We start from the raw sequence: 18789 nt of genomic DNA on the forward strand, positions 1-18789 counted from the left end.
TTAAGTACAGCACCGCCGCGTACAGCAGTACGCAGCACCACCGTGCACAGCAGTGCTGTCAGCAGCAGACCACCCCGGTAAAACCTTTATGGCCATACCGTGGTGGTCTGTTGCTTTTTACGGGCAGCTCATTGCAGCTTCGCCCTCATAGCACCGCGCATACAGCCAGCAGGCCAGGCGCATCAGCTGGCAGCGAGCTGCCATGCCCGGCTGGCTTTATGACGGCGTGAGCTGCCATGTCAGCCATGCATATGTCAGCATTGATCCCTGCGAAGCATAAGCTGTGTAAGCTCCGCTTAGCTAAGCTGAGATCATGTCTGGTAAGGCAGGATGATTTAGGCGGAGCTGTGGCGGTTTCCGAGTGTTGCAGGGTGTATTTTGGGTATCAGGAGCTGGAGATCAGAGAGCAGGGTGGGTGGCTTTGAGCCCGGCAGTGACGCAGCGACGGGGATTTGCGGTTTTTGAGGGCATTTGGGAGGCAGGTTTTTCAGGGCCTGATTTGGCCTGTATATCGCTTTGTAATGTCCATGTTTAAAATACATGAAAAATTTCTAAAAATTTTGTTGACACTGCAGGGCCGATTTGGTTTAATAAGCGCCGTTGCCCAGATAGCTCAGTCGGTAGAGCAAAGGATTGAAAATCCTTGTGTCCCTGGTTCGATTCCAGGTCTGGGCACCATCAAAGTAAAATGGTGCCGCAACAATGTCACCATCACCGATGCCCAGATAGCTCAGTCGGTAGAGCAAAGGATTGAAAATCCTTGTGTCCCTGGTTCGATTCCAGGTCTGGGCACCACTTACCAGGCAGCATTAGCTGCTTTTTTTGTTTTTATGTTGCTAGATACAGACACGCGCTTTCGCGCCAGCCATCTCATGCCCAGCTGGGCAGCTCTGTCTCCTGCCGTAACACTGTCGGCATAACAGTGCCTCAACGATACTCCCTCCAGATCACCAGCTCCATATAACTCCTCCAGCCCACAAAAGCTCATTTCATAAGCGCGCAACCACTCCTGTCATAAGTGCGCAACCAGTTCTGGTCCTGCTGTCCCATGCACTCATGCAAGCAGGCTCTGCATCGACGCTGCAGGTGCCTGCTATGACGCTGCGTGTCGCTCGTGTACTGGCTGTTGCGCATACGGCTGCCGCGTGAGCAGGTTCGTGCCGGGGCAGAGAGTGGGCACAGCGGCGCGCCAGCTTCATGCTGAAGACGCGGGCAAGACTGTTTGGGTATGGGTATGCTCTGCAATGCCTGTGAGGGTGCTGGTTGGGATGAGAGTTACTGGTGTGCTTTGGGCAGGCATAGGCGGGGCCGGGCTGGCTGTGCGTGCCCGGCTGGGGAGGGCAGGTCAGGCCTTATGGTCTGAATGCGGCAGCATGCCAGCAGCAGGCCAGCTGCATGCCCGCAGGGGCTGGCTTGCTGGTGGCGGTCAGCTGCGCTGAGGGCGGTCGAGGCGGATAAACTTGTCGTTATCAACCACGAGGCAGTCCATGGAGGCTGCGGCGGCTGCCTGAATGCCTGGCAGGCCGTCTTCGACTACCAGAATCTTTTCAGCTGTGAGCTTCATCATCTCCATGAGCTCAAGATAGGTCTGAGGATCCGGTTTATGTCTGGTTACGTCATCGGCGCTGACAATGAAGTCGATCATGTCAGAGATATTGTGGATCTCAAGGATATCAACAACGTTAATTCGCTGGGTTCCGGTGCCAATGCCAATCTTTGCACCGCGCTCACGGGCTGTTTTGAGAATATCAAAAGCTCTTGGGAACAGGGGGACCTTGTTAATCCATGAGCGGTAGAGCTCAACTTTGCGGCGCACAAATTCGCTTACGTCACCCACATCATGACCGGCGTCAGCCATGGCCAGAACTATATTGCGTGAGGAGAAACCACCTCTTTCGCAGATAAATTCAGGTTCAATGGAGAAACCGTGCTCTTTTGCCGTCTGCTGCCATGCCTGAATGTGATACGGCATAGAGTCAATAAGGGTACCGTCAAGGTCAAAGATCAGACCCTGATATGGGGAAAAATCAACATCGATCATGATTGGCTCCTTATAACGAACATTCCGTTTATAGCAAAATAAGAGCTGTGTGGGGGAAAAATTTCCTCAAAATGCAGGCTGGCTATTAATTTATCAGCAAAAAAGCGCCTGCTCGTTTATTATTAAGGGCAGTCTTCAGCTGAAGTCAGAGAGATTTTCTATGAGCGAGTTCGTTCTTACCTGCGATACTGTCATTATTGGAGCCGGAACGGCCGGCCTTGAGGCTTTTATGAAAGCTTCAGCCTCCGGTGCCTACTGTATCCTTGTAGAATCAGGTCCTCTGGGAACCAGTGCCAAGCGCACCGGTGATACCCCTCTGTCCTACCTGTCGGCTGCCGGACAAAGCTGCCATGCTATCCACAGTATTGAGCGCTTTGGTCTTACCACCAAATTTGATCCGGCCATTGATAATCATCATGTGCTGAATAATCTGCGTGCCGTCCGCGCCAAAGATACCAGCGAGATTCTCTCCTTTATCTACCGCATTCCTGAAAGTAACCGTCTTATCGGCCGTGCCCACTTCATTGATGCCAATACCCTGATGGTCAATGAGAGCCATACGGTAAAGTTCAAGACCGCTGTTATCGCCACAGGTTCAGTACCGGTAGTTCCATACGAGCTCAGCAAGTATCAAAGTCAGGGTGTCTATACCACTCAGGACTTTTTCGAGCTCGATCAGCTGCCACAGTCCATTGCCATTTTCGGCTCCAACCGCGAAGGTCTGCAGCTTGGTCAGGCACTTTCCTACCTTGGCGTCAGAGTAGTGGTGTTTGGCAACAACGGACTGTGGAATCTTACTGACGAGTCAGTAATTTCAGCAGCTGTGGATGCCTTCAACGAGCGCTTTGATCTGGTACTTAACAGCTACACCACAGCCATTGAAAAGTATGAGCGCGGTTTTGGTATCTACTATCTGGATTCAGATAATTACGAAAACCATATGGGTGTGGATACCATTCTGACCTGCTCAATACGCTATCCAAAACTTGATGGTCTTAACCTCAGAGCCATTGGTATGGATGTCGATCGCAACGGCTGCATCAAAATCAATGAGCAGACCATGCAGACCTCCATTGCTCATATTTTTGCAGCTGGTGATGTCACCAACACCACCATGACTACTGACAAGGCCCGGCAGCAGGGTGCAGCTGCAGGCACCAATGCTGTTACCTGGCCTGATGTTAAGCAGTGCCAGCCGGCATTTGCTCTGAACATTCTGGCAACTGACCCTGAAATGGCCATGGTGGGTATGAGTTATGAAGAGGTCAAGGTGCGTGCCCGCGCAGGCAACTCCTTTATTTCAGCAGAGGTGCGCAGTAATAGCGGGCTGTTCCTCATCACCCATAACGATGGCGGACTGCTGCGCATGTACGTAGATGAGAGCAGCCATAAAATTCTGGGCGCCGAGCTGTGCATGCATGACGCCAGTCATCTTGCTCATCTGCTGGCCATGGCAATTGCCCAGGAGCTCACAATAGAGCAGGTAGCACAGCTGCCGTACTTCACCCCATCCTACGAAGCCGTCATTAAGTCAGCCTGTGAGCAGGCCATCAAAAACATAGCCCGCAAGGCCGTAGGGCTTTAGGCTTCCTGATCTGAAGAGCCGCTTCTGCCTTGCCGGGAAGCCCGCCCGGCTTGCAAGCCCGGCTGGCCAGCCTGAGGTCAGTCCGGTCATTACTGCCAGGCTGCCAGGCTGAGCCTTGCTTAGCAGCTGAAGACACACAACATGCAGGCACTGCATACGCAATAGAATTACCGAAGATAAGGATATTGAGCACAAAATGGTCAAAGAGATAGTACTTGCCTCCAATAACAGCGGAAAAGCACGCGAATTTGGCGACATCCTGTCACCTCTGGGCATTGAAGTACACCTGCAGAAGGAATTTGATATTCCCGAGGCTGAGGAAAATGGTCTGAGCTTTATTGAAAACGCTCTGATTAAGGCCCGCAATGCCGCTGCCCATGCTCATATGCCAGCTCTTGCTGATGACTCCGGCCTGTGCGTCGATGCCCTTGGCGGTGCTCCGGGCATTTACTCAGCCCGTTACTGTGGCACCTGGGGTAATGACAAGGCCAATAATGACAAGCTTCTCGAGGCTCTCAAGGATGTTCCTGCTGACAAGCGTACCGCCCGTTACTTTGTAGCCCTTGCCTATGTACGCAGCAAGGACGATCCTGTGCCTGTAGTCGTGACCGCTTCATGGGAAGGCACCATTGGCATGAAGCCGATGGGACAGAACGGCTTTGGCTACGATCCTCTTTTTGTGGTCACAGGACGTAACTGCACTGCAGCCCAGATCCCTCATCAGATCAAAAATGTAATTTCCCATCGTGCCCGCGCTCTGTCACTGCTCGTCTCTGAGCTTTCCCGCTGCAACGAAATCTGATATCCCCACGGCAGGAAGCACATGCCTGCCCTGCAGTCCTGCAGCAGCCATCCAGCCAGTCTGCAGGGCTGAGTCTTTTGCTTAAACTTTTCTTTTCTTTCCCTCCACTCATTCAAGACATAAGAGTAACCCCGGCACCACAGACTGCAGGGGCCGTTCAGTCCATTCCTACGCTGCTCGACCGCATGCCAGCACGCCGGCGGCATGGTGGCCTTATGCCTGCACGCCGGCGGCATGGTGGCCTTATGCCTGCACGCATACACTGCCGCATGATGACCGCATGCATGTCCATATGCATGTCCATATGCTTGGCTGTTCATTCAGGCACCGCTGCAGGCCTGCAGCGCAGCTGCACCCATGGCAGGTCAGGCCACTATGGTGACCCAGTACGTCATTACAGTGTGAGTGTGTGGGATTATGCTGGAGGGAAGAGATGATGATTTGTAAGGTAGGTTATGACTGCAAATGCTCAGGAGCTGTTTAACCAGCATGCTGACACGCTCAATACTCATCTGAGCCGGGCCCGTGCTCAGGCGGCTACCATGCCACCGGGGCTGATGCTTGAGCCTGAGCAGCGCCATAAGCTGCTCTTTTCGCGCAATGATGTGGGGCTGTATATCCACTATCCTTTCTGCGTGCAAAAATGCCCTTACTGTGACTTTGCCTCCATAGCCTCAGGTGAGGACAGCTCCCGTGATGCGCAGTACGTAAACCTGCTCATAAGTGAGTTTGAGCTCAAGCTGCCTTTGCTGCAGGGCCGCAGCATTGTCAGTGTCTACATTGGCGGAGGCACCCCAAGTCTGTGTCAGCCTGCCCAGTGGGCGCGTCTTTTTGAAAAGGTCGGTCCTTACCTTGCACTTGGGGCTGAGGTTTCGCTGGAGGCCAATCCGGGCACTGTGGATCTGGCCAAAATGCGTGAGCTGCGGGCTGCGGGGTTTAACCGCATCAGCATTGGCGTACAGAGCTTTAACGATCGCATGCTCTCCCGTCTTGGCCGTATCCATAATGGCGATGAGGCCAGGGCTGCCTGCCGTAATGCCGTGGCTGCCGGATTTTACAATTACAATCTGGACATTATGCACGGCCTGCCACGTCAGGATGTGGAACAGGCTCTTGATGATCTGCTTATTGCTCTGCAGCTTGAGAGCACCCACCTGTCCTGGTATGAGCTGACTCTTGAAGAGGGTACTGTTTTTGGAGAGCGTCCTCCGGTGCTGCCTGATGAGGACGTGCTCCTTGCCATTGAGGAGCAGGGCTTTGATCTTATCGACAGGGCCGGGTTTGAGCATTATGAAGTGTCAGGTTATAACCTTGGTGGCGCATACCGCTGTGTTCATAATCAGAACTACTGGCTCTATGGCGACTATCTGGGCATTGGCGCGGCCGCTCATCAGAAAATCACTCTGACATCAGGCAATGATTTTGTCATTACCCGCTCAGCAAATCCTGAAAACTATCAGGACTACCTCAACTGGTGCATTCAGGGCCAGCTCAAGGATGGTAAGGGCGTGCGCAGTAAAACAGTTGTTGAGTCAGGAGACATACCTTTTGAGTTCATGCTCAACCGCCTGCGTCTGTTCATAGACAGGGTAGACAGCAGTGAATATCAGCTTCGCACCGGCATGCCTGTGTCTTCACTCAAGGACAGTCTGACTGAGATTGCTGCCGATGGCCTCATTGAGCTGGAGCATGATCTGAGTTTTTCTTTGACGCAGCAGGGAAAAATCATGTTAAATGATGTTATTGCGCGGTTTTTGTGAAAAAATACCAGTATGAGCCTGCAACCGTCTGCCTGACGCGGCAGGACCAGCGCTGCACGCTCAGCGCTGCAGCAACATAGCGCTGCTCTGCAGCAACGCAGTGCGCAATCTTTGCTGCAGATACGGTGACGCTGCATAGGTGCTGCAGCATAGCGCTGCGCCGCAGCAATAAGAATTTTTAACCTGCTCTTTTTGAGCAGGAGCCCGCTGTTGTCAGATTAGACAGGAAATATACGTGCACAGCCGCGTGAAAAGCGTATGATTACAGTACAGTCAGGTGCATTTTTAACGCAGCCTTTTCTTAAGTCCCTTATGCTGCTTACATACCTGACCCAAAATACTGTTACTACAGGCAGACTCTGCGCAATGGTCATCTACAAGTACTGACCTTGCGCCCATGAGTCCGGCAACCATGACACAGCTGATAAAGTCAGCAAAGTCATAAGCCACTGCTCTTATTAAGAGCTCCGGCCAGTTAGCAAAAACTGCGACTGATACTGAGACCGGCATCATCTGTAAGACGGTGAGGTGTGGCCTGCAGATACAGGCCTCTGGCCTTACAGCTGGCAAGGTAGTCTGACTGACATAGTCTGAGTTCAGACAGGCTATTGTGTTGAGCAGCGTTTGTGTCCTGTGATTTGGGGCAGATCTTTGTGTATGTGAGCGTGCACAGCCTGCCCGGACAGGGGCTGGTAATCGGGTTAATTCAGGGCTGAGGCCGGTAATGGGAGGTTGCAGTGGACAGCCGCACCGGGCTGTCACGTATGTGGATCACATCGTCACTGTCAGTTCACACGGTTTTTCTTATGGCCTGAGGGCAGCACAGCCAGCTGCACTTTAAGGCATGATATTCAGGTCTTTTGGTTGTACTGGTCAGGGCCTGAACAGGATTTATATTTAAGTTTTCAACTCTCACCTTTCTCATACATCCCTTAATGCAGGAACAACAATACCAGGATCAGTCATTTCAGGTTCTATCAGTGGATCCAGGTGTTACCAGACAGTTATGGTGTTATCAGACAGTTCTGGTCTTGCCTCGGTATCTCTGTGTACCTCAAAGCATGGCTTTCCCGGATGGATTGTGGTGTGCAAGGACAGATTCATGCACCAGGTGAACAGGGTTGCAGCCCCCCGCAGGCTTCACGCAGAGCTGGTCATCAGTTAAGGATGGCTGCCTGTTATGCGGCTTTTTATATTAAGGATTTTGCTATGGCTAATGATATGCATACCGACACAGCTCAGACTGATGTTCTGGCAGATGCATCTGAGCTGCTAAAACAAAAGAATGCTCCAAAGGGAGATGTCGCCTCCGACTTCAAGACAGCTGTTTATCTGTGTGCAGCCACCCGTCATTTCTCCTTTGAGGAAGTACTTTCCAACCGCCGCCTTGATCTGCTGAGCTTTATGCTCTCTTCAGTAGGTTTCAAGGGATCCACCTCAAATATCAGTATTGAGCAATATCTTGATGTCATTCAGGAGCTCATTGATGATGGCGCCCTGCAGTACATCGGACACAGTGCAGGCTTTGTGGCCACCGGCTTTGCCCGCGTATGCGAGGGCGAGGTCAGCTGCGTAAACGTACGCCGTGAACCTCCTTTAAGCGCTGTTGAACTGCGCTTTGATGACGGCGAGGGCAATACATACCCGCTGTTCAGCAAGTTCATGATCATACCTGGCGATCGCGTCAAGGTTGTGGTCAACACCTTTATCAATGCAGCCTATGTCATCAAGCTGGTCAAGATGCGTTCATCTCTGATCGGTGATGTTACCGGCGGCAACAAGAAGATCTTCTTCCGTGAAAAGGGCTTCAGTGCCTATGACATTCGTGTTACCAAGGATGAAAAGGACATCAAGGGCGGCTCTCTGGTAGTAGCTGAAATTCTTGCCCGCAAGGCTCCAAATATCCTGGTAGTCCGTCCTACTCCTGTTAAGGGCGATCGCGGCATGCTTGATAATTTCATTATCAAGGCTCTGCTCGAGCACGGTATTCCTTCAGCATGGCCTGAGACCGTAAAGAGTTCTATCAAGAGCATTCCAGCCGTGGTTAAGAAAGATGAGATCAAGGGTCGTGTCGACCTGCGTGATCTGCCTCTGGTTACCATTGACGGTGAGGATGCAAAGGACTTTGACGATGCTGTTTACTGTGAGATGCAGGGCAGCAAGTTCCACCTGTATGTCGCCATTGCTGACGTTTCCTACTATGTAAGAACAGGCAGCGCCATTGATGCCGAAGCTCTTGAGCGTACCACCTCCGTTTACTTCCCTTACTACGTAGTGCCTATGCTCCCTGAGGAGTTGTCCAACGGCATCTGTTCGCTCAATCCTGGTGTAGATCGTCTGTGTATGGTCTGCGAAATGATAGTAAATACCCGTGGCCGCATTGAAAGCTACGAATTCTATCCGGCCGTCATGAACTCTCACGCCCGTTTGACCTACACCGAAGCATGGTCAATGATTTCCGAGGGCAAGGCCATTTCTGAGGAAAACCAGAAGTGCGTCCCATGGGTCAAGACTCTGCACAAGCTCTATCAGGCTCTGAGAAAGGCCCGCGAAGGCCGTGGCGCATTCGAGTTTGAGAGCACTGAGGTCAACTTCCTCTTCGACGAAAAGTGGCGCATCAAGGGCATGGTTCCATACGAGCGCAATGACGCTCACATGCTCATTGAAGAGTGCATGATTGCAGCTAACGTCTGTGCTGCATCTTTCGTCAAGGAAAACGGCTTCCAGAGCCTGTATCGTGTGCACTCCCGCCCAACTGAGGAGAAGCTCGACCGTCTGCGCGCCATTCTGTCCAAGCACGGTATCGATCTGGCCCACGGCTATGAGCCAACCCCCCTTGATTTCAAGGATGTATCCCTGCAGGTAAGCAAGCTTGCCGAAGGTGTACACCAGATCATTTCCCTGCAGCTGCTGCGCTCCATGTCCAAGGCTACTTACAGCCCTGACAACATCGGCCACTTCGGTCTGGCTCTGGAGAACTACTCACACTTCACCTCTCCAATCCGCCGTTATCCTGATCTGCAGATTCACCGTGTTATCAAATACATTCTGGAGAAGAAGCAGAAGCGCGAGTGGGGCAAGATTGGTTCTCAGCAGTACAGCCACGATGCTCTGGTCAAGCTGGGCAACTCCTGTACTGAAAAGGAAATCTCTGCAGCTGATGCCGAGTACGATGTTGATAACTCCCTCAAGTGCGAGTACGTCAGGAACTTCATTGGCGAGGCTGTGGATGCAACTGTTTCCACTATTTCCAGCCATGGCATCTTTGTAACCCTCAATGATTTCTACATTGACGGCATGCTCAAGGATGGCTGCACCATCAACGCCAATGACCGCAGCTTTGTCTGCTACGGCGGCGCTGTCTTCCATGAGGGAGATCAGATCAAGGTACGTATTGGCAACGTCAACAGTCAGGCCCGTTTTATCGACCTGATGCCTGTTGAAAGCCCACGTAAGAGTGACGCCAAATTTGATATCAATGCAGCCAAGGAGCAGCTCAAGTCAACAGCAAGTGAGGGCTACCGTGGCAGCAATGACGTCAAGAATGCTTTCCTCGATGACATTGGCCGCTTTACCCGTGGTGTTGAGCCTGATAACAGCAATACTGTTACCCGTCCGCATTGCGACTTCTCAGTGGCAAAGAGTCTGAACATTTCTGAGGATGAGAGCATCAGCAATATCGAGAATGCCAAAAACTCATCCCGCAGCGCCAAAGGTTCCAAGGCCGCTGCCAGGACTAAGCCAGCTCAGCAGGCCACATCAGAGCCAGCTGACGCTCAGGAGACCAAGGCAGCAAAGGGCAAGTCCAAAGCCGCTGCCAAAGCAGCACCGGCAAAAGCTGAGGCTGCAAAGGATGAAGCTCAGGATGAGGCCGTCTCTTCAGGCACCGTTATTACCGTCAAGCGCAAGACTGGCAGCAGCACTGCCAGGACCAAAGTCATTGCTCTTGATGACAGCGAAAAGGCTCAGGAAAAGCCGGCCCGCAGCCGAGCCCGCAAGAACGACGATGATGTTGATCCACTGCTGATTGATACTGCATCACGTATCGATGCTGACCTTGAAAGTGCCGGGCAGAGCCGTCCATCCAAAAAGTCTGGCAAGAGCAAGGCCGAGAAGGCTGACAAGGGCGACAGTGCTGCACCTGCAAAATCAGGCCGCAGTACTGCCTCCAGGTCCAATGCCAAGAGCCGTCAGGCCGAGGAAACTGTCTCTGAGCAGGAAGTAGCTCTGGGCGGTGATACCACTGTTACCGTAACCAGACGCAGCAGAGCCAAGGCCCAGACTCAGGCAGACAGCATGGAGCTGGTCAGAGCCGATGAGGTTCAGCTCAGCCCTCCATCAGAGCCGGAAGCGAAGCCTGCTGCAAAGAAGACAGCAGCCAGCAAGGCAGCCTCAGCCAAAACTCCAGCCAAGCAAGCTGCCAGGCCAGCTGCCAAGCAAGCTGCCGCAGCCGCTGAGGCTGAGCCAGAGGCCAGGCCTGCAGCAAAGAAGGCCAGGTCTCCAGCAAAGCAAGCTGCCAAGGCTGCGGCTGAAGCTGCCGAAGCTGAGCCAGAGGCCAAGCCAGCTGCAAAGAAGACTGCAGCGGCCAAGGCCCCAGCCAGGACTGCTGCAAAGCCAGTTGCCAAGACTAAGGCCGCAGACACTAAGGCTGAGCCAGAGGCCAAGCCAGCTGCAAAGAAGACTGCAGCCGCCAAGACCCCAGCCAAGTCAGCTGCAAAGCCAGCCGCCAAGTCAGCTGCCGCAGCCGCTGATGAGGCTGAGCCAGAGGCAAAGCCAGCTGCAAAGAAGACTGCAGCCGCCAAGGCCCCAGCCAGGACAGCTGCCAAGCCAGTTGCCAAGACTAAGGCCGCAGACGCTGAGGCTGAGCCAGAGGCAAAGCCAGCTGCAAAGAAGACCGCCGCCACCAAGGCCGCTGCCACCAAGGCCGCTGCCACCAGGGCTCAGGCCAGCTCCGCTGCAAAGGCAAAGGCCGTAGACGCTGAGGCTGAGCCAGAGACTAAGCCAGCTGCAAAGAAGTCCGCCGCCACCAAGGCCGCTGCCGCCAAGGCTCCGTCCAGGTCAGCAGCCAGGACAAAGGCCGCAGACGCTGAGGCTGAGCCAGAGGCCAAGCCAGCTGCAAAGAAGACGGCTGCCGCCAAGGCTCCTGCCAGGTCAGCTGCAAAGCCAGCTGCCAAGACTAAGTCCGCAGCTGCTGAGCCTGAGGCCAAGCCAGCTGCAAAGAAGACAGCTGCCAGTGCTACAAGTGCTGAGAGCAAGCCGGTGAAAAAGCCTGCCATCAGAAAGTCAGCCAAAAAGACTGGCGCTTCTGACAAGTAGTCTTCAAAAGGTCATTACTTAATCAGGGGCAGGATAGTCTGCCCCGCACAGAATTATTTCAATAAGGGGTTGGAAGCAGAGCTTTTAGCCCCTTATCCATGTAAGGAAACCAATTAATGCAAGTGCAAAAGAAGAGTCGCAATCGCGAACTGGTCTATGGCATCAATTCCGTAGAGCAGGCTATTGAGACCAGCCCTGACAAAATCCTTTCAGCCTGGGTAGTAAAGGGCCGTGAGGACGACAAGCGAATCAACAAGCTGCTGCGCGAGCTGGCCAATTACGGCATTGTGGCCCAGACAGCCATGCGTCACTTTATCGATGAGAAGTGTGACAACGGCGTTCATCAGGGTATCGTCATTGAGATGAAGGCTACCCCGCCTAAAAATGAGCACGATCTGATGGATTTCCTCGACAGCCTCAATGGAAAGCAGGAAGCTCCTTTCCTCCTGATCCTTGATGGCGTAACTGATCCGCGCAATCTTGGTGCTGCCATGCGTTCTGTATGGGCCGCCGGTGCTCATGCTGTGATTGTGCCTAAGGACAAGTCAGCTCCTTTCTCGCCTGCAGCCCGCAAGACAGCTTCTGGTGCCGCCTCTGAAATCCCTCTGTTTGCTGTAACCAACCTGGCCCGTGTACTTGATGAGCTCGAGCAGCGCGATATCCGCATCATTGGTATGGACGGTGAGGCTGAGCACAGCATCTACGAGACAAAGCTGACCGGTGCTGTCGCTATTGTTATGGGCTCTGAGGAGTCCGGCATGCGTCGTCTGACCCGTGAAAAGTGCACCGATATCACCCGTATTCCAATGGCAAGCGGCGTTGAGAGTCTCAACGTATCCGTAGCCGCCGGTATTGCCCTCTTCGAGGCCGTCCGTCAGCGCAGCTGCCAGGACTAGTCCCCGGAGAGCAGCTGCCAGGACTAGTCCCCGAAGAGCAGCCGTCAGGGACAAGGACTCCAGCCCTGCTCGTCCCCGCGCAGGGAGCATGTACCCTGGATCCGGGCTCAAACCAGGGGCCCATGGCTGGTGCATTCGTCCTTATTTTCAGGTCACAGTTCCTCCTGCAGGGCTGTGACCTGAACTTTTTCTGCATCAGAGATTTGAGCTCAACAGGATCAGGTCTGCCTTGTGCCCTTGCGGTGAGCGGTGCAGTGAATGGCCAGTCGCTTACATAGCCGAACAGAGGCCGGCCCTTGCAGATTAGGGGACGGGCATGCAAGCTGGGACAGGTGGGGCGCAGGGACGGGCAGGCAAGCAGGGACGGGCAGGCAAGCAGGGGCAGGCAGGGCAGTATGGATTGGATTGCCAGTAGGGGTGGGCACCTTGGGAGCAATTAACAGGTGATATTGGGATATGTGCAGGAAATGCTGAAAAAAATGTGATTTGTCTTGCATTTTGCGGGTATTCAGGTACAATACTGCGCACTTCAGTCACGTTGGCATACCAGTGGTTGGATGTCACGTAAGCTTCCTTGTCTAAAACAAGACTGAAATTTTAGACTTTTACCGTAAGGGGCATTTATTCATGCGTCACTACGAAATCATTTTCCTGGTTCACCCAGATCAGTCTGATCAGGTTCCAGGCATGATCGAGCGTTACAAGGGCGAGATCGAGAAGACCGGCGGCAAGATTCACCGTCTTGAGGACTGGGGCCGTCGTCAGTTAGCTTACCCTATCTTAAAGCTTCACAAGGCTCACTACGTTTTAATGAACGTTGAGGCTACTCAGGAAGCTATTGACAGCATTGAGAACAATTTCCGTTTCAACGACGCTGTTATCCGTAAGTTAGTCATCTGCACCAATGGTCCAGTTACTGAGCCTTCCCCAATGATGAAGGCCCGTGAAGACCGCCGTGCTGCTCGTGAGGACAACAACGACCGTCGCCGCGGCGACCGTGACGAGTCCTCTGATGCTGAAGTTTCAGCTCAAGAAGCTTAATTAAGAGGACTATCATAATGGCTCGTTATTTCCACCGCCGTAAGTTCTGCCGTTTCACCGCTGAGGGTGTAACCGAGATTGATTACAAGGATGTAGCTCTCTTAAGAAACTATGTTACCGAGTCCGGTAAGATCGTTCCAAGCCGCATCACTGGTACTAGTGCAAAGTATCAGCGTCAGCTCGCTACTGCTATCAAGCGCGCTCGCTTCTTAGCCCTGTTACCTTACACCGATCTTCACAGCCGTTAATTTCCACTGGCCCGGCTAATCCCGGGACAATGAGTTCAGGCTTACAAGATTAAAAGGAATTTTCTAATGGAAATTATTCTGCTCGATAAGATCGCTCACTTAGGCGGTCTTGGTGACAAGGTAAAGGTTCGCAACGGCTATGCCCGTAACTTCCTGTTACCAAAGAAGAAGGCTGTTTTAGCTACCGAAGAGAACTTAAAGAAGTTCGAAGCTGAGCGTGTTCAGTACGCTGCCAAGATTGCTGCTGAGTTAGACGCTGCTCAGGCCCGCGCCAACAAGATCGTTGAGCTCGGTTCTGTAACCATCGCCTCCAACGCTGGCGATGAGGGCAAGTTATTCGGCTCTATCGGTACCCGTGACATCTCTGAGGCTTTAACTGCCGCTGGTGTTGAGGTACACAAGAGCGAAGTTCGTATGCCAGAGGGTGTTATCCGCTCTGTTGGCGAGTACGAGATTGCTCTCCAGCTGCACGCTGACGTTAAGACCACCGTTAAGGTTGTCGTTATCGGCTCCAAGTAATCTGTGATTACTGATATCCGATGAAAAAATAGGGCAGGATGCAATGCATCCTGCCTTATTTTTTTTGGCTGAAAGCAGCCCGGAAGCGGCACCGGATGGCGGCAGGCTTCGTCCGCCGCCGGCCGGTCGGCTGCAGCATCCTGGGGTGCTGGCCAGGCAGCCCTCGGGCCATGGGCCAGACTCGGGGCAGGCCACAGGCCCGGCTATGGTGCCGGGGATATTGCAAGCCGGGCTGTGTTTGGCCACAATATCAGCTCAGTGCCCATAAATTTATGGGCCGGTCAGACAGTCAGCTGCACGGACTCCTGCATATGAGGTATCCCTGTGGGCCTTTTGCTTTCTTCCGGGCAGGACCGTATGGCTGCAGTCTTTCGGACAGCGGTGTCCATTTGGGCTTTTGCCTCAGGGCAGCACTTTGTTCATTTTTTGAGGTTCAGGGATGACAGTGGAACATTTATCTGCACAAAAGCAGAAAGAGCGTGAGACTCAATACATGACAGTTGAGGTAAGTGAGGCTGATCGTCACGATCACAGCATCACTCTGCCTGATCTGGATAACATGCCACCGGTGAAACTGGTTGCCCTTGATATGGATGGTACTACTTTGCGGGAGGACAAGACTTTCTCTCCTCTGCTGATTGAAACCATTCACAAGGTACAGGAGAAGGGCATTGCCGTTGCTATCTGTACCGGACGGGCTCCTGAGAGTATTGCTGATCTGGCTGAGGTTCTGGGCCTTACCCGTGGCCATGGCTACTGCGTCTGTTTTAATGGCGGCTCTCTGGTCAATATCAACGAGCTGGAAAAGGACCTGGCCATAAACACCATCAATGCCCAGGATCTGATTGATATTGAGGCTGTAGCTGCTTCATGCGGCTGTGCCGTGCATGCCTATTCCACCCGCCGTCTGCTGCTTACTGAGAGCAATATAGTCTTTACCGAGATGGAAATTGCCGCCTCCATGCAGCCATTTGAAAAGCTGCTCTTCCCTGATGAGGTCAATCCTGAGGAGACTGCCTACAAATTAATAGTGGTAGGCGATGCTGACAAACTCGACAAGGTGCGCGCAAGCTGTCCTGCAGATTTTTCAGAGCGTTTTAACATTGCCCGTACCCATCCAAACTTCCTTGAGTTCATGAACAAGGGCTGTTCCAAGGGCGCTACCCTGGCCCGTCTGTGCAAGATGCTGGGCTTTGGTATGGAGAATGTGGCTGCATTTGGCGATGCCGAGAATGACATTGAGATGGTGCGAGATGCCGGTGTAGGCGTAGCTGTGGCCAATGCCATGCCGACTTTAAAGGCCGTAGCCCGCTACCATACCCTCAATTACCTCGATGACGGTGTAGCTGTTTACCTGCGCAAGCTGCTGCGTCTTTAGTCTGCTGTCCTGCAACTGCAAGCCAGGCCTGAGCCTGGCAGGCGCTGCAGAGCGCAGCCTGGTCTGCAGGCAGCGCCATTTCAGCAGCCATGGCTGATGCAGGGTGGCTGACCAGATATGATCCCGGATGAACTGTTCTTGTGAGCAGGGCGTCCGGGATTTGTTTTTATAGAATTGCCTAATTGCACACTAAAGTTTATGTGGCACAATATGCCCCATGCCCAAAGAGGGCATAAAGCGCTTAACTGTGCGATTGTTATGCGTTTTGAGATAATCAGTTGGATAAATTACTGTCCGGTATCTTCTCTTATCAGGGCGGCTGTTTTCGGTTACTGTCACAGCAACCCACGGTCCTCAAAGGCCACTGAGGCCGGGCCACTCAGGCCAGAGCCATGGCCGGGGCCACAGGCCAGAGCCATGGCCGGGGCCACATGTCAGGAGCATGGCCGGGGCCACAGGCCCTGGGCATGCCATGGCTGATGCTATGGCATCGTGGCCAGGGCTGCTCTGCAGACAGAGAATTGATGAGAAGGTTGTTGATACTGGTGCTGCCGGACCAAGGAAAAAATCTGATGAGTGAAACTAAAGCTGCCAGAACTTTCACAGAAATTGCTGGCAACACTGCCGGACTGAAAGATGGTCACAAGGGTGTAGACAGCCTGCCATTAAAGGTTACGCTCAAGGCTTTTGGCATTATGCTCAAGAGCTACTGGGGTACGCGCGACAGCCTCAAGTCATGGCTGCTGCTGGCCATTATCATTGGCCTGACCGGAGGATCTGTTTATATCGCCACCTCCATCAATACCTGGTACAAGACCTTCTGGGATACTATCCAGAATTACGATATTGACGGCTTTAAACAGCAGCTGGTGGTCTTTGCCACGCTGGCTACCATTCACGTGGTAGTGAGCGTTTATAACGCCTACCTCAAGTCGTGCCTGTCCATTAACTGGCGTACCTGGCTTACAGGCAAGACCATGGATCGCTGGCTGCAAAGTGACAATTACTACAAGCTCCAGCTGGCTGACAAGAACACTGATAACCCTGATCAGCGTATTGCCGAAGACCTGAACATGTTTGTTTCGGCAACCATTGTGCTCATTTTAGGTACTGCCACTGACCTTGCCATGATGATTTCCTTTGGCGTGGTGCTCTGGCAGCTCTCATCAGCTGTAGACATTACCGTTCTGGGCATGGATATCCATCTGCCTGATGGCTATATGTGCTATCTGGCTCTGCTTTACGCTGTGCTTGGTACGGCTCTGACTTTCTGGCTGGGTAAGCCTCTGGTACGTCTGAACTTCAGACAGCAGCGCTATGAAGCCGATTTCCGTTTCTCCCTGATCCGTGTACGTGAAAATGGCGAGTCCATCGCCCTTTACAAGGGTGAGCATGAGGAGAACAAATATCTGCGTCAGTCCTTTGCTGATCTGGTAGCCAACTACATCAAACTTATTGTCTGCACCAAGCGTCTGGGCTTTTTAACCATTGGTTATGCTCAGACTGCCGTGATTTTCCCAATGCTGATCTCAGCTCCGCTGTACTTTGCCAAGATCATCACCATGGGATCTATCATGCAGATTTCCTCAGCCTTTGGCCGTGTTCAGGACAGTCTGTCTACTCTGGTTTCCAACTTCACCTCATGGGCATCATGGAAGTCAGTGGTTGACCGTCTTGCTCTGTTCTATCTGTCAATGGAAGAGGTTGAGGCCCTGCACTGTCTGCCGGTCAAAAAGGATGCCCATCAGCTTGAGGTGCGTAACCTTACAGTAAAGAGCCCACGTGGCAAGCTGCTGCTTGACGGTCTGTCTCTTGATATGAGCAATGGCGACTCTCTGTTAATCCGTGGTCCTTCAGGCTGTGGCAAGTCAACTCTTATCAAGGCTCTGGCCGGTATCTGGCCTTACAGCAGCGGTGAAGTTCACTACATGAACGGAGCCAGCACGCTCTTCCTGTCGCAAAAGCCTTATCTGCCACAGGGCTCACTGCGCCTTGCTGCTTCCTATCCGTCTGAGCCGGTAACCGATGGCCGCACCGAAGAGTTCTTCAAAATGGTGGGGCTTGAGCATCTTGTTGAGCATCTTGATGAGGTTGATACCTGGAGTCATATCCTTTCTCTGGGTGAACAGCAGCGTGTGGCCATTGTCCGTGCTCTCATCAATACTCCGGACATACTCTTCCTTGATGAAGCCAGCTCAGCCATGGATGAAAAGACTGAGGCCATGGTCTATGACCTCCTGCACAAACGTCTTAACAGGTCCATTATCATTTCAGTAGGACATCGCTCTACCCTGATCTCAAGGCACAAAAACGTCCTTACCTACGATGGCAAAGGCCGCTGTGAAATCTGTTTTGCCTCTGATCTGCTGGGTTCAAGTGCCAAAGGATCACATGCCCAGAGCTATGCCGGAGACCTAATGGCAGATTACGATCGCAATGAGCTGCTCGGAACCACTCTGTCAGACTCTGATGGCCGCCCATCAGCTCTCTCACAGCAGCAGGCCGATGTCGCAGCTGCAGCTGCTACGGCAGCCGCTGCTGTCGCCGCTGCAGCACATGACAGCAGCGTGCAGGGCTCTGAGGGCACTCTCAGGCCATAATGACCGGGGCCTTAGCCGTGGTTCTGATGCCTGATGCCAAGGGCTGATGCCCAGGGACTGATGCCTCAGGCCTGAGCATCATGCTGCATGGCAGCCAGGCAGCCAGCCAGGCAGCCAGCCAGGCAGTCTGGCAGCCAGCCAGGCAGTCATGATTGCCCATCAGCGCAGCAGCGTGTCTGTCACGCAGAGACTTTTTAAGGCGCTTTACAAAAGATACCCCAAAAGAAAAACAGGACCATATGCTCTGGAGCATATGGTCCGTTTTTTTTCCATTAAGTAAAATGCCCTGCAAATGGCAGGGCAGGAACAGCCGACATGCTCGCCTGGGCAGCACTTTATGCAGACGTGCAGAGAGCTCATGAATACCAGGGCCATGGCTCTCACCCATATGCCTCATGGCCTGCGCCGCTGCCATGCAGCCTTGATTCCTGGGTGGATTGCTGCGGTGTCCACACGCCTCAGGTGACCATGGGTATTTCAAAACGCTTTCCAAAATAAAAGAGACCACATGTACTTGAGCAGATGGTCCCTTTTTTTCCATTAAGTAAAATGCCCGGCAGCTGGCCACAGGCTGTGGCAACGGCCAGCGTTTACGGAGGAGGT

General features: G+C 53.0%; 11 protein-coding genes and 2 tRNA genes. 12 read left to right on the forward strand and 1 reads right to left on the reverse strand.

The window, feature by feature from the left end; genetic code table 11:
• The first annotated feature begins 602 nt into the window (after positions 1-602).
• Positions 603-678: transfer RNA gene (locus MXE41_RS05055), tRNA-Phe, on the forward strand.
• A gap of 41 nt (positions 679-719) precedes the next feature.
• Positions 720-795 (forward strand) — tRNA-Phe (locus MXE41_RS05060).
• Positions 796-1426: 631 nt separating this feature from the next.
• Here the strand turns inward: MXE41_RS05060 and MXE41_RS05065 are convergent.
• Positions 1427-2041, reverse strand: coding sequence for an HAD-IA family hydrolase (locus MXE41_RS05065; protein ID WP_247099583.1), 615 nt, complete (start codon positions 2039-2041; stop codon positions 1427-1429).
• Between the two features lie 160 nt (positions 2042-2201).
• Here MXE41_RS05065 and MXE41_RS05070 point away from each other — a divergent pair, with 160 nt between their 5' ends.
• The 10 genes from MXE41_RS05070 (at position 2202) to MXE41_RS05115 (ending at position 18186) form a co-directional block, all read left to right on the forward strand.
• Complete coding sequence (locus MXE41_RS05070; protein ID WP_246978813.1) at positions 2202-3626, forward strand: FAD-dependent oxidoreductase; 1425 nt, start codon at positions 2202-2204, stop codon at positions 3624-3626.
• 196 nt (positions 3627-3822) lie between these two features.
• On the forward strand, positions 3823-4428 hold the full coding sequence (gene rdgB / locus MXE41_RS05075) for an RdgB/HAM1 family non-canonical purine NTP pyrophosphatase (protein WP_247099584.1): 606 nt from the start codon (positions 3823-3825) through the stop codon (positions 4426-4428).
• Between the two features lie 455 nt (positions 4429-4883).
• Positions 4884-6188 carry a radical SAM family heme chaperone HemW gene (gene hemW / locus MXE41_RS05080; RefSeq protein ID WP_247099585.1) on the forward strand — a complete coding sequence of 435 codons (1305 nt, stop codon included), beginning with the start codon at positions 4884-4886 and terminating at the stop codon, positions 6186-6188.
• Between the two features lie 1209 nt (positions 6189-7397).
• On the forward strand, positions 7398-11504 hold the full coding sequence (locus MXE41_RS05085; protein WP_247099586.1) for a VacB/RNase II family 3'-5' exoribonuclease: 4107 nt from the start codon (positions 7398-7400) through the stop codon (positions 11502-11504).
• A 116-nt stretch (positions 11505-11620) separates the two neighbouring features.
• On the forward strand, positions 11621-12400 hold the full coding sequence (rlmB, locus tag MXE41_RS05090) for a 23S rRNA (guanosine(2251)-2'-O)-methyltransferase RlmB (protein WP_247099588.1): 780 nt from the start codon (positions 11621-11623) through the stop codon (positions 12398-12400).
• Between the two features lie 627 nt (positions 12401-13027).
• Positions 13028-13441, forward strand: coding sequence for a 30S ribosomal protein S6 (gene rpsF / locus MXE41_RS05095; RefSeq protein WP_246978818.1), 414 nt, complete (start codon positions 13028-13030; stop codon positions 13439-13441).
• A 17-nt stretch (positions 13442-13458) separates the two neighbouring features.
• Positions 13459-13689 carry a 30S ribosomal protein S18 gene (gene rpsR, locus MXE41_RS05100; protein ID WP_246912924.1) on the forward strand — a complete coding sequence of 77 codons (231 nt, stop codon included), beginning with the start codon at positions 13459-13461 and terminating at the stop codon, positions 13687-13689.
• A gap of 66 nt (positions 13690-13755) precedes the next feature.
• Positions 13756-14208, forward strand: coding sequence for a 50S ribosomal protein L9 (rplI, locus tag MXE41_RS05105; protein WP_246978819.1), 453 nt, complete (start codon positions 13756-13758; stop codon positions 14206-14208).
• 439 nt (positions 14209-14647) lie between these two features.
• Positions 14648-15586: a Cof-type HAD-IIB family hydrolase gene (locus MXE41_RS05110; protein ID WP_247099589.1), complete on the forward strand. Its 939-nt coding sequence runs from the start codon at positions 14648-14650 to the stop codon at positions 15584-15586.
• A gap of 572 nt (positions 15587-16158) precedes the next feature.
• Positions 16159-18186: an ABC transporter ATP-binding protein/permease gene (locus tag MXE41_RS05115; RefSeq protein WP_246978821.1), complete on the forward strand. Its 2028-nt coding sequence runs from the start codon at positions 16159-16161 to the stop codon at positions 18184-18186.
• The last annotated feature ends 603 nt before the right edge of the window (positions 18187-18789 follow it).

This window comes from Anaerobiospirillum sp. NML120449, assembly GCF_023051105.1.
Lineage (GTDB): Bacteria > Pseudomonadota > Gammaproteobacteria > Enterobacterales > Succinivibrionaceae > Anaerobiospirillum.

Coding starts and splice junctions, on each gene's coding strand:
- rlmB (WP_247099588.1), top strand. CDS start 11,621: ATGCAAGTGCAAAAGAAGAGTCGCAATCGCGAACTGGTCTATGGCATC.
- rdgB (WP_247099584.1), top strand. CDS start 3,823: ATGGTCAAAGAGATAGTACTTGCCTCCAATAACAGCGGAAAAGCACGC.
- MXE41_RS05065 (WP_247099583.1), bottom strand. CDS start 2,041: ATGATCGATGTTGATTTTTCCCCATATCAGGGTCTGATCTTTGACCTT.
- MXE41_RS05085 (WP_247099586.1), top strand. CDS start 7,398: ATGGCTAATGATATGCATACCGACACAGCTCAGACTGATGTTCTGGCA.
- rpsR (WP_246912924.1), top strand. CDS start 13,459: ATGGCTCGTTATTTCCACCGCCGTAAGTTCTGCCGTTTCACCGCTGAG.
- rplI (WP_246978819.1), top strand. CDS start 13,756: ATGGAAATTATTCTGCTCGATAAGATCGCTCACTTAGGCGGTCTTGGT.
- MXE41_RS05110 (WP_247099589.1), top strand. CDS start 14,648: ATGACAGTGGAACATTTATCTGCACAAAAGCAGAAAGAGCGTGAGACT.
- rpsF (WP_246978818.1), top strand. CDS start 13,028: ATGCGTCACTACGAAATCATTTTCCTGGTTCACCCAGATCAGTCTGAT.
- MXE41_RS05070 (WP_246978813.1), top strand. CDS start 2,202: ATGAGCGAGTTCGTTCTTACCTGCGATACTGTCATTATTGGAGCCGGA.
- hemW (WP_247099585.1), top strand. CDS start 4,884: ATGACTGCAAATGCTCAGGAGCTGTTTAACCAGCATGCTGACACGCTC.
- MXE41_RS05115 (WP_246978821.1), top strand. CDS start 16,159: ATGAGTGAAACTAAAGCTGCCAGAACTTTCACAGAAATTGCTGGCAAC.